Origin of the sequence: Escherichia sp. WS1118 (assembly GCF_046487695.1) — a bacterium.
In the GTDB taxonomy this organism is placed as follows: Bacteria; Pseudomonadota; Gammaproteobacteria; order Enterobacterales; family Enterobacteriaceae; genus Escherichia; species Escherichia coli.
On sequence record NZ_JBJQIZ010000013.1, the window covers coordinates 101,590 to 112,738 of the forward strand.

Here is an 11,149-nt window from a genome sequence, read left to right on the forward strand (position 1 = left end):
CTGTATTAAAGCCCTGTTTGCCGAAAGGCCCAAAATGAAGGAAGTAAAATATGTCTAATAAAATGACTGGTTTAGTAAAATGGTTTAACGCAGATAAAGGTTTTGGCTTTATCACTCCTGATGATGGCAGCAAAGACGTTTTCGTCCATTTCACTGCCATCCAGAGCAATGAATTCCGCACGCTGAACGAAAATCAGAAAGTTGAATTTTCTATTGAGCAGGGGCAACGTGGTCCCGCGGCAGCGAACGTTGTTACGCTCTAAGGTTGCCGTTATTACTCAACATCTCCATTTCCGCTGTCCATGTTGCCATGGTTCACAGTACCGCACATCGGCATTCGATGTGACGGAGCGAAATCCTTTAGGAGCAAAGTGCATTTTTTGTAAATCGACGATGATCACCTTTGATAACGTCGCGCTGCAAATACGCACTGACCATGCGCCGCTGGATTTCACAAAATAATATCAGGCTCCCTCGTGGAGCCTTTTTTATATCTGCCTTATTTTTCTTCAATGCTGTACGTATAGTAAGCGATAACCTGTTGATTATTGAATCTTTCGGGGAGATGGCTTATAACATTTCTTACCTGACCAGGGTACCGGGAACCAACACCTTACTGGCGTGTTGCTGTCTTTTAAGACCAGAAGAGGTTAACAGTGAATATTGAAGAGTTAAAAAAACAAGCCGAAACGGAAATCGCCGACTTTATCGCGCAAAAAATCGCCGAGCTGAACAAGAATACAGGGAAAGAAGTCTCTGAAATTCGCTTCACCGCACGAGAAAAAATGACCGGGCTTGAAAGTTATGATGTCAAAATCAAAATAATGTGATTTTGTGAACATCACCCCGTGCGAGGTGATGTTCCGCTTGTTGCTAATTTAGTGACCAATCATTGGCGATTGCGGAATTAAGCGTTGGTACAATTCCTCCGGCACCGGGCTTTGCCATACTCCCGCATAGATTGCGTAACCAATCGCCGCAAACATAATCCCCATAACCAGTAGCGTCATTAACCATCCAGACAACGCAAAGGCTTTTTTATTTGCCGCAGGTTTTTGCAGTGAAAAGGTCAATGTTGAGGCTACCGGACATGACTCTACGCAAGTCATACAGCCGGTACATTCCACTGTTCGTACCTGAATTAATTTATCGACCGGGATCCGTGATGGGCAACTTTTTGCGCATTTGCCACAATCGATACAACTTTCGGCATTGCGACGAATCTTAAACGGCGATAATAGCGAAACCACGCCCATCAGCGCGCCATATGGGCAAAGATAACGACACCAGGCATGGCGAATAAACAGGCTGGCAATCAGCAAAACGATCATGCTGATTAATGTCGCGGTCCCCATATGACGAAAGAAATCGAGCATTTTAACGTCCATCACCACGCTGTAGGGCGACAACATAAAATAGTGAATCGCCTGAGCGGGCGTCAATAACGCGATATAGAGAAAAAAACTCAACAGCAAATACTTCACGCCGCGCAGAGGAATATCCAGCCAGCGGGGAAGGACAAATTGCCGACCAAACAGTTTGTTACCGAGATCGCCGATTAATTCCGAAAGCGTACCAACCGGGCATAACCATGAACAAAAGGCCTTTTTGAGTAATAGACTGATGACGATAAAAGCGACCAATAACAGCATCGCGGCGGCGTGGACGGACGGTAACTGACCTGTTGCAAGGCTATATTTCAGATTCATCAGACCGGCAATCGGTAGCCAGCCTTCGATACCTCCCGGTCTGGCGACAAATGTCGTACTACCTGCCGTTTCGTAATAGCGCACCCAATACCAGAACGTGATGGCAATATAAATATTAATAGCCAACAGTAATAATTGCGTCGCTTTACGCCAGGTCGTGGCATTGCGCCAGTCATTCCACGGTAATTTGCCGCCCGTCGTGCCTGGCCGCCGCTGCCAGCGGGTTCTTTTTTTCTCTGCCATGATTTTGCCAGTCCGTTAAGTTGCATACCAAATGCCACTATTCTAGTTGTTCTTAACTGGCTGATATTGATTCAAATCGCGTTCAGGTCTTTCTTATTAACCATGCTTCCAGAGCGGCAACACTGCGTGTAATTTCTTCGTGTGGAAGGGGGGCAGATAATGGCTGCTGCTCCAGTTGTGCGCATTGCTGGCTGGCGCTACGCATTCCCAGACTCGAGCAACTGCTTTTTAGCTGATGTGCGGCACGCTTTATTTTCTCGTTATCCTGACTGGCGCGGGCAATGTCGATTTCATCGAGAAGCGGCAGGGCATGTTGTTTAAATAATATCAGCCATTCGTGGATCTTCTCCGCCCCCATTAAATGAGCATCTTCATTGAGTTGCGATACATCCAGTGGTTGATCGTTATTGACTTGCAGTTGGAGATAGTGCGCCAGTAATTGACCGAGCACTTCACGCGGCACCGGTTTAGGGATAATCCCGCGAAATAGCGAACTGGTACGCTGTCGCAGTGTTTCGTCAATGACATGGGCGCTAAAGCCAATCAAAACCAGCGACGGATATTGCTGTGCCAGTTGTCGGGCAAGCGTAATGCCGTCGATATCCGGTAGATCAAAATCCACCAGTGCGGCAGCAAACGGTTCACTATTTTGCAGTGTTTCTAAAGCCTGCACGGCATTTCCTACTGCAACGACCTGCGCACCACTGGTGTTCAGCATTTCGACAGTAATTCGCTGGGTGAGCGGGTTATCTTCAATTAACAGCAAACGCAAATCGTCCAGACGTACCGCCTGATTGACTGTTTTTGGCACGGGTGCAGTGGCAACACGTAACGGCAAGCGTAAACAAAAACAGCTTCCAACCTCCGGCGTGCTGGTGGCGCTCAGTTCGCCGCCCATCGCCTGGGCCAGACGGCTACTGATAGTCAGCCCCAGCCCGGTGCCGCCGCGTTTGCCGCTAACCTGAACAAATGGCTGGAAGATTTCTGCCAGTTTCGCGGGATCAATACCGCAGCCGCTGTCTTCCACTTCGACCAGCCATTGTTCGCCATCAGTGCGACTACGCAGGATAATGTGCCCTTCGTCGGTGAAACGCAGGGCGTTGCTCAACAGGTTGGTGATGACCTGACGAATACGCCGCGGATCGCCCATTAACGCAGTCGGTACATCGTCGGCAATTTCTGTTGCCAGGCGAATCGGGCGACCTTTCACCCTTCCGCTCATTAATTGCAGGGTACTTTCCAGCAGCGGGCGCGGTTCAAAGGGTTCATCGCTGACCGAAACATTCTTGCCGCCTGCTTCGATAGCCGAATAATCGAGAATATCGTTGAGGATGGTCAGCAACGATTCACCAGAGTCGGTAATCGCCCGCAAATCATCGCGCTGGGCGTTAAGTGCGGGGTTATCTGCCAGCAGTTGCGCGGTGCCGAGAATACCGTACAGCGGTGTGCGGATCTCATGGCTCATCGCCGCCAGAAACGCCGATTTTGCCTGGCTGGCTTTTTCTGCTTCCGCCCGTGCCTGTCGGTGTTCTATCACCAGTTCCTGCAATTCAGCTGTACGCGCTTTGACCTGCGCCGCCAGCTGTTCGCGGTGGCGATTCAGTGCATGAACACTGCTGCGAAACGCATCCATCAGCCGCCCGATGGTGTCCAGTTCCCGCACGCCAGCGGTTTCCGGGAAAGGGGAGTCGATATCACCATCCAGCAAGCGTTGCAGCGCCTGCGTTTGTTCTGCAAGAGGGCGCGTGACTGAGCGATAAACCACGCGCCAGAGGATCAGAATCAGTGCGCAAAGAGAAACTAATCCCAGCAATAACAGGCTGTATTGCCCGCGTGCACTGGCTTTTTCCAGATGTGCCAGCCCGTGCTGATTACGCAGCTCAATGGTGTCGACCAGCTGACTGACTTCGCTACTAAACTGCGCGAATTGGGCGATGTTATTTTGGGCGAGAGTTTGCAGGTGATTGCTGATTTCACTGTCCTGCTGATACAGCGCCAGCAAATCGCTATATTGGCTAACGGTAGTTAACGTTGTTGCTACCTGAGTACGAACACCCGGATCTTCAATGCGTATTTGCCGACGTTGCAGAATTTTCACCGCATTATTGAGCTGCTTTTCCAGCGTTGGCGCATTTTTCTGGATCTGTTCCAGCCCCAGATTCATCACCATTTGCTGCACCCGCAGGGCGCTAAGGCGCAGTTCATTCATCTGGTTAACATACTCAAGATCGATATCAATCAGCCGATCGAGTGCACTTTCTGCGGCCTGACGCTGATGTTGTTCGATCAAATCGTAAATCCCGGCCTGGGTCGCTCCGGCGGAGGTTGCCGCATTATTCGCCTGACCTTGCGCCAGGCGTGCGATCTCATCGGCGGCGGCGACTATCTGCTGACTGAGTTGCTGTTGTTGCTGGCGCAGTTGCAAACGCTGTCCCACCAGTTCCCCTTGCTGACGTAACGAACGGGAGATCTCCTGCTCCTGTTGTTCAATAGCGGTGGTGTCAAAACCTTGTTCCCGTAACGCTTGCAGCAACGCATTAATCTTCAGGCTTTGTGCGGTGAGCATTCGCCCCTGCGCCTGCCACATCTTTTCGTTATCGGCACTGGTCAGGTTCTGCGCGGCGAAAAGTTCCCAGGCGCTGGCTTCGCTCAACTGGCGCGCCATATTCATGGTAGGAATCAATGCCTGAGTGTTGTCTTTTTCCACCTGGCTGATAAAGCGCAGGTTGTACCATCCCACCAGGGTACTGGTCAGGGTTAACAGCGCCATCAGGGCAAAGCCCATCCAGAGTCTTCGGGTCAGGGTTAAATTCACGGTCGGTGCACTTTAGGTGAAAAAGGTTGAGTCGCAAAGCGGAATGCATCTAGCATAAAGCCTTATTATTGATGAGGCTATCATGCGCGTACTGCTATTGTTACTACTTTCCCTTTTCATGTTATCGGCATTTTCGGCTGATAACCTGTTGCGCTGGCATGATGCACAGCATTACACGGTGCAAGCCTCTACGCCGCTAAAAGCCAAACGCGCATGGAAACTGTGCGCGCTTTATCCCAGTTTGAAAGATTCATACTGGTTATCGTTGAACTATGGTATGCAGGAGGCTGCTCGCCGCTACGGTGTGGATTTAAAAGTGCTGGAGGCAGGCGGCTACAGCCAGTTGGCTACCCAGCAAGCACAAATCGACCAGTGTAAACAGTGGGGCGCAGAGGCCATTTTGCTCGGTAGTAGCACGACGTCATTTCCCGATCTGCAAAAGCAGGTAGCAAATCTGCCGGTGATCGAACTGGTGAATGCTATTGATGCTCCCCAGGTGAAAAGCCACGTTGGTGTGCCCTGGTTTCAGATGGGCTATCAACCAGGGCGATATCTGGTGCAATGGGCGCACGGTAAACCACTGAACGTGCTGTTGATGCCCGGCCCCGATAACGCCGGGGGCAGTAAGGAGATGGTAGAGGGTTTTCGCGCAGCCATTGCCGGAAGCCCGGTACGTATTGTTGATATTGCGCTCGGTGATAACGATATTGAAATCCAGCGTAACCTGTTGCAGGAGATGCTGGAACGCCATCCAGAAATCGACGTCGTTGCCGGAACGGCCATTGCGGCAGAGGCGGCAATGGGGGAAGGGCGCAACCTGAAAACGCCGCTTACCGTGGTGTCGTTTTATCTTTCACATCAGGTGTATCGCGGGTTGAAGCGGGGAAGAGTGATTATGGCAGCCAGCGATCAAATGGTCTGGCAGGGGGAACTGGCGGTTGAGCAGGCTATCAGGCAATTACAGGGGCAATCGGTGTCTGATAATGTCAGCCCACCGATTTTAGTCATGACGCCGAAAAATGCCGACCGCGAACATATCCGCCGCTCGCTGTCACCAGGGGGATTTCGTCCGGTTTATTTTTATCAGCACACATCAGCGGCTAAGAAATAACCTTCGCCATGTTGTGTCACCAGTAAATCCGCACTGAGTTTATGGCGTAAACGACGAATTAACACATCGACGGTGCGCAGGTCAGGGTTTTCCACCCGACGCGCAGAGAGCATACGCAGCAGACGTTCACGGCTGAGAATTTCGCCCGGATTAGTCACAAATGCCACCAGCATTTCATACTCTGCGCGGGTCAGTTTAATCGGCTCGCCATCCTGCTCCAGCGTATGGCGCGACACATTCAGGCAATAACCGGCAAAGCGATAGCAGTTGTCCTGAGTGTGCGGTTGCGCCTGTCGCGCGAGGTCGATTCGCCAGAGCAAATTTTTCACTCGTACCACCAGTTCGCGCAGCTCCAGCGGTTTGGTGACGTAATCGTCTGCGCCCATTTCCAGCCCAACAATACGGTCAATCCGATCGCTGCGTCCGGTAACCAGAATAATCCCCACCGTTGAGCGTTCTCGCAGGGCGCGGGTTAACATCAGGCCATTTTCATCGGGCAAATTGATATCCAGCAGAATCAAATCCACCGGCTGATTCTGCATAATTTCCCGCAGCCCGGCACCGCTCGCCGTAACGGAAACGGTATACCCCTCCTGAGTGAAGTAAGATTGTAATCGCGCCTGGGTAACCGGCTCATCTTCAACAATAACAATGTGATGTGGCATCAGAGGGTTTTACTCATTCTGTTCATATCTGTTCATATTCTGCCGTAAGCCGTTCATCCTGACCAGTGCCGCTGTTCATATTTGCTCATTAAGATCGCTTCACTAAACCATAATTTTACAGGGGCTATTATGCGGAAACTCTGGAACGCGCTACGCCGACCCAGTGCTCGTTGGTCGGTACTGGCGCTGGTCGCTACTGGGATTGTGATTGGCATTGCGCTGATTGTATTGCCACACGTTGGGATCAAAGTCACCAGCACAACCGAATTTTGTGTCAGTTGCCACAGTATGCAACCGGTGTATGAAGAATATAAACAGTCGGTGCATTTCCAGAACGCCTCCGGCGTGCGAGCTGAATGCCATGACTGTCATATCCCGCCGGATATTCCAGGCATGGTGAAGCGCAAACTGGAAGCGAGCAACGACATTTACCAGACCTTTATTGCCCACTCCATTGATACACCTGAGAAATTTGAAGCCAAACGCGCGGAACTTGCCGAGCGTGAATGGGCGCGAATGAAAGAAAACAACTCGGCAACCTGCCGCTCCTGCCATAACTACGATGCGATGGATCATGCGAAGCAGCATCCTGAAGCGGCACGTCAGATGAAGGTGGCAGCGAAAGATAATCAATCCTGCATCGACTGTCATAAAGGTATTGCCCACCAGTTACCGGATATGAGTAGCGGCTTCCGTAAGCAGTTCGATGAGCTGCGCGCCAGTGCTAATGACAGTGGTGACACGCTGTACTCTATTGATATTAAGCCAATTTATGCGGCGAAAGGCGATAAAGAAGCCTCTGGTTCTCTGCTGCCTGCTTCGGAAGTGAAAGTCCTTAAACGTGACGGCGACTGGCTGCAAATTGAAATCACTGGTTGGACGGAAAGTGCAGGACGTCAGCGTGTACTCACCCAATTCCCAGGTAAACGCATCTTTGTTGCCTCGATTCGTGGTGATGTGCAGCAGCAGGTGAAAACACTGGAGAAAACCACCGTTGCCGACACCAATACCGAGTGGAGCAAGTTGCAGGCCACTGCGTGGATGAAGAAAGGCGACATGGTGAACGATATCAAACCGATCTGGGCTTATGCGGATTCGCTGTACAACGGCACCTGTAACCAGTGCCACGGCGCACCGGAAATATCCCACTTTGACGCTAACGGTTGGATCGGCACGCTCAACGGCATGATTGGCTTTACCAGCCTCGATAAACGTGAAGAACGCACCTTGTTGAAATATCTGCAAATGAATGCGTCTGACACCGCAGGTAAGGCTCACGGCGATAAGAAGGAAGAAAAATAATGAACAATAACGATCTCTTTCAGGCATCACGTCGGCGTTTTCTGGCACAACTCGGCGGCTTAACCGTCGCCGGGATGCTGGGGACGTCATTGTTAACGCCGCGCCGTGCGACTGCGGCGCAAGCGGCGACTGAGGCTGTCATCTCGAAAGAGGGCATTCTTACCGGGTCGCACTGGGGGGCTATCCGAGCGACGGTGAAGGATGGTCGCTTTGTGGCAGCAAAACCGTTCGAACTGGATAAATATCCGTCGAAAATGATCGCCGGATTGCCGGATCATGTACACAACGCGGCGCGTATTCGTTACCCGATGGTACGCGTGGACTGGCTGCGTAAGCGCCATCTGAGCGACACCTCCCAGCGCGGTGATAACCGTTTTGTGCGCGTGAGCTGGGATGAAGCCCTCGACATGTTCTATGAAGAACTGGAACGCGTACAGAAAACTCACGGGCCGAGTGCCTTGCTGACCGCCAGTGGTTGGCAATCGACGGGGATGTTCCATAACGCTTCGGGGATGCTGGCGAAAGCTATTGCCTTGCATGGTAATAGCGTTGGTACGGGCGGAGATTACTCTACCGGTGCTGCGCAGGTGATCTTGCCGCGCGTGGTTGGCTCAATGGAAGTGTATGAACAGCAAACCTCCTGGCCGCTGGTATTGCAGAATAGCAAAACCATTGTGCTGTGGGGCTCCGATTTGCTGAAAAACCAGCAGGCGAACTGGTGGTGCCCGGATCACGATGTTTATGAATATTACGAGCAGTTGAAAGCGAAAGTCGCCGCCGGTGAAATTGAGGTCATCAGCATCGATCCGGTTGTTACATCCACCCATGAGTATCTGGGGCGCGAGCATGTGAAGCACATTGCGGTTAACCCGCAAACTGACGTGCCGCTGCAACTGGCGCTGGCGCATACGCTGTACAGCGAAAACCTGTACGACAAAAACTTCCTCGCTAACTACTGTGTGGGTTTTGAGCAGTTCCTGCCGTATCTGCTGGGTGAGAAAGACGGTCAGCCGAAAGATGCCGCATGGGCAGAAAAACTGACCGGCATTGATGCCGAAACCATTCGTGGGCTGGCACGGCAGATGGCGGCGAACAGAACGCAGATTATTGCTGGCTGGTGCGTACAGCGTATGCAGCACGGTGAACAGTGGGCGTGGATGATTGTCGTTCTGGCGGCGATGCTGGGGCAAATTGGCCTGCCAGGTGGTGGTTTTGGTTTTGGCTGGCACTATAACGGCGCAGGCACGCCGGGGCGTAAAGGCGTTATTTTGAGTGGTTTCTCCGGCTCTACGTCGATTCCGCCTGTTCACGACAACAGTGACTACAAAGGCTACAGCAGCACCATTCCGATTGCCCGTTTTATCGATGCGATCCTCGAACCGGGGAAAGTGATCAACTGGAACGGTAAATCGGTAAAACTGCCGCCGCTGAAAATGTGTATTTTTGCCGGAACTAACCCGTTCCATCGCCATCAGCAGATCAACCGCATTATTGAAGGCTGGCGCAAGCTGGAAACGGTTATCGCCATAGATAACCAGTGGACCTCAACCTGCCGCTTTGCCGATATCGTGCTGCCTGCGACCACGCAGTTTGAGCGTAACGATCTCGACCAGTACGGCAACCACTCCAATCGTGGCATCATCGCCATGAAACAGGTCGTGCCGCCGCAGTTCGAGGCGCGCAACGACTTTGATATTTTCCGCGAGCTGTGCCGCCGCTTTAATCGCGAAGAAGCCTTTACCGAAGGGCTGGACGAGATGGGCTGGCTGAAACGCATCTGGCAGGAAGGTGTACAACAAGGCAAAGGACGCGGCGTTCATCTGCCAGCGTTTGATGACTTCTGGAATAACAAAGAGTACGTCGAGTTTGACCATCCGCAGATGTTTGTTCGCCACCAGGCATTCCGCGAAGATCCGGATCTCGAACCGCTGGGCACGCCGAGTGGCCTGATTGAGATCTACTCAAAAACCATCGCCGACATGAACTACGACGATTGTCAGGGGCATCCGATGTGGTTTGAGAAAATCGAACGCTCCCACGGTGGGCCTGGCTCGCAGAAGTATCCGTTGCATCTGCAATCTGTGCATCCGGATTTCCGACTTCACTCGCAGTTATGTGAGTCGGAAACTCTGCGTCAGCAATATACCGTAGCGGGTAAAGAGCCAGTATTTATTAGCCCGCAGGATGCCAGCGCGCGCGGTATTCGTCACGGTGATGTGGTACGCGTCTTTAACGTTCGTGGTCAGGTGTTGGCTGGAGCAGTGGTTTCTGACCGTTATGCACCCGGCGTGGCGCGAATTCACGAAGGGGCATGGTACGATCCGGACAAAGGCGGCGAGCCAGGGGCGCTGTGCAAATACGGTAACCCCAACGTGTTGACCATCGACATCGGTACTTCGCAGCTGGCGCAGGCGACCAGTGCGCACACTACGCTGGTGGAAATTGAGAAGTACAACGGAACAGTGGAGCAGGTGACGGCGTTTAACGGCCCCGTGGAGATGGTGGCGCAGTGCGAATATGTTCCCGCGTCGCAGGTGAAATCATGACCACGCTGACAGCACAACAGATTGCCTGTGTTTACGCCTGGCTGGCGCAGTTGTTCTCCCGTGAACTGGACGATGAACAACTGACGCAAATCGCCAGTGCGCAGATGGCTGAATGGTTTTCGTTGCTGAAAAGCGAACCTCCGCTCACTGCGGCGGTGAATGGGCTGGAAAACAGTATTGCCACTCTGACAGTACGTGACGATGCCCGTCTGGAACTGGCCGCTGACTTTTGCGGCCTGTTTCTGATGACCGACAAACAAGCGGCGCTGCCGTATGCATCGGCCTACAAACAGGACGAGCAAGAGATTAAACGCTTGTTAGTTGAGGCGGGGATGGAAACCAGCGGCAATTTCAACGAACCGGCAGATCATCTGGCGATCTATCTCGAGTTGTTGAGTCATCTGCATTTTTCGCTGGGAGAGGGGACCGTTCCTGCGCGAAGAATCGACGGTTTGCGGCAAAAAACACTGACGGCTCTGCGGGAATGGTTACCAGAGTTTGCTGCGCGTTGTCGACAGTATGACCGCTTTGGTTTTTACGCGGCACTAAGCCAGTTATTGCTGGTGTTAGTGGAGTGTGACTACCAAAAAAGATAATGCCGTTTGTAGGCCTGATAAGACGCGGCAGGCGTCGCATCAGGCATTAGTGCGCAGTTGCCGGATGCGGCGAGAACGCCTTATCCGGCCTACGGGAACAGTGCTTTTTGTGGGCCTGATAAGATGCGTTAAGCGTCGCATCAGGCATTATGGCGCAGTTGC

10 protein-coding genes and 1 pseudogene are annotated in these 11,149 nt (G+C 52.2%); 8 read left to right on the plus strand and 3 right to left on the minus strand.

Features of this window, described 5'->3' with window-relative positions; all coding sequences use genetic code 11:
- The first annotated feature begins 50 nt into the window (after positions 1-50).
- From cspG to ACJHYO_RS19885, 4 genes are read left to right on the plus strand one after another with little or no spacing between them, the layout of a single operon-like run.
- Positions 51-263, plus strand: a complete 213-nt coding sequence (cspG, locus tag ACJHYO_RS19870) for a cold shock protein CspG (RefSeq protein ID WP_000066490.1) — start codon at positions 51-53, stop codon at positions 261-263.
- A 10-nt stretch (positions 264-273) separates the two neighbouring features.
- Positions 274-462, plus strand: a complete 189-nt coding sequence (locus ACJHYO_RS19875; RefSeq protein WP_071524879.1) for a cold-shock protein — start codon at positions 274-276, stop codon at positions 460-462.
- Positions 437-667, plus strand: coding sequence for a protein YmcE (gene ymcE, locus ACJHYO_RS19880; protein ID WP_012896763.1), 231 nt, complete (start codon positions 437-439; stop codon positions 665-667). The genes ACJHYO_RS19875 and ymcE overlap by 26 nt, the downstream gene beginning before the upstream one ends.
- Positions 657-830: a GnsA/GnsB family addiction module toxin gene (locus ACJHYO_RS19885; protein WP_001019197.1), complete on the plus strand. Its 174-nt coding sequence runs from the start codon at positions 657-659 to the stop codon at positions 828-830. The genes ymcE and ACJHYO_RS19885 overlap by 11 nt, the downstream gene beginning before the upstream one ends.
- A gap of 48 nt (positions 831-878) precedes the next feature.
- Here the strand turns inward: ACJHYO_RS19885 and ACJHYO_RS19890 are convergent, their stop codons facing one another.
- Positions 879-1,952 (minus strand): 4Fe-4S binding protein, encoded by a 1,074-nt coding sequence (locus tag ACJHYO_RS19890; protein WP_085455269.1) that lies wholly within the window; start codon positions 1,950-1,952, stop codon positions 879-881.
- Positions 1,953-2,023: 71 nt separating this feature from the next.
- Positions 2,024-4,767 (minus strand): annotated as a pseudogene (gene torS / locus ACJHYO_RS19895) (TMAO reductase system sensor histidine kinase/response regulator TorS).
- 82 nt (positions 4,768-4,849) lie between these two features.
- Between torS and torT the strand changes: the two are divergent.
- Entirely contained in the window at positions 4,850-5,878 is a 1,029-nt protein-coding gene (gene torT / locus ACJHYO_RS19900) for a TMAO reductase system periplasmic protein TorT (RefSeq protein WP_085455301.1), read from the plus strand.
- On the opposite strand, the gene torR is transcribed toward torT, so the two are convergent.
- On the minus strand, positions 5,851-6,543 hold the full coding sequence (torR, locus tag ACJHYO_RS19905; RefSeq protein ID WP_001120110.1) for a two-component system response regulator TorR: 693 nt from the start codon (positions 6,541-6,543) through the stop codon (positions 5,851-5,853). The two genes, torT and torR, sit on opposite strands and share 28 nt — an antisense overlap.
- 129 nt (positions 6,544-6,672) lie before the next feature.
- On the opposite strand from torR, the gene torC reads away from it, so the two are divergent.
- From torC to torD, 3 genes are read left to right on the plus strand one after another with little or no spacing between them, the layout of a single operon-like run.
- On the plus strand, positions 6,673-7,845 hold the full coding sequence (torC, locus tag ACJHYO_RS19910) for a pentaheme c-type cytochrome TorC (protein ID WP_001230247.1): 1,173 nt from the start codon (positions 6,673-6,675) through the stop codon (positions 7,843-7,845).
- Positions 7,845-10,391: a trimethylamine-N-oxide reductase TorA gene (torA, locus tag ACJHYO_RS19915; protein WP_001063182.1), complete on the plus strand. Its 2,547-nt coding sequence runs from the start codon at positions 7,845-7,847 to the stop codon at positions 10,389-10,391. The genes torC and torA overlap by 1 nt, the downstream gene beginning before the upstream one ends.
- Positions 10,388-10,987 (plus strand): molecular chaperone TorD, encoded by a 600-nt coding sequence (gene torD / locus ACJHYO_RS19920; RefSeq protein ID WP_000209904.1) that lies wholly within the window; start codon positions 10,388-10,390, stop codon positions 10,985-10,987. The genes torA and torD overlap by 4 nt, the downstream gene beginning before the upstream one ends.
- The last annotated feature ends 162 nt before the right edge of the window (positions 10,988-11,149 follow it).

Bases quoted from the DNA above. Each gene is read 5' to 3' on its own strand.
- ACJHYO_RS19890 (WP_085455269.1), bottom strand. From the start codon at position 1,952: ATGGCAGAGAAAAAAAGAACCCGCTGGCAGCGGCGGCCAGGCACGACG.
- torR (WP_001120110.1), bottom strand. From the start codon at position 6,543: ATGCCACATCACATTGTTATTGTTGAAGATGAGCCGGTTACCCAGGCG.
- ymcE (WP_012896763.1), top strand. From the start codon at position 437: ATGCGCCGCTGGATTTCACAAAATAATATCAGGCTCCCTCGTGGAGCC.
- cspG (WP_000066490.1), top strand. From the start codon at position 51: ATGTCTAATAAAATGACTGGTTTAGTAAAATGGTTTAACGCAGATAAA.
- torD (WP_000209904.1), top strand. From the start codon at position 10,388: ATGACCACGCTGACAGCACAACAGATTGCCTGTGTTTACGCCTGGCTG.
- torT (WP_085455301.1), top strand. From the start codon at position 4,850: ATGCGCGTACTGCTATTGTTACTACTTTCCCTTTTCATGTTATCGGCA.
- torC (WP_001230247.1), top strand. From the start codon at position 6,673: ATGCGGAAACTCTGGAACGCGCTACGCCGACCCAGTGCTCGTTGGTCG.
- torA (WP_001063182.1), top strand. From the start codon at position 7,845: ATGAACAATAACGATCTCTTTCAGGCATCACGTCGGCGTTTTCTGGCA.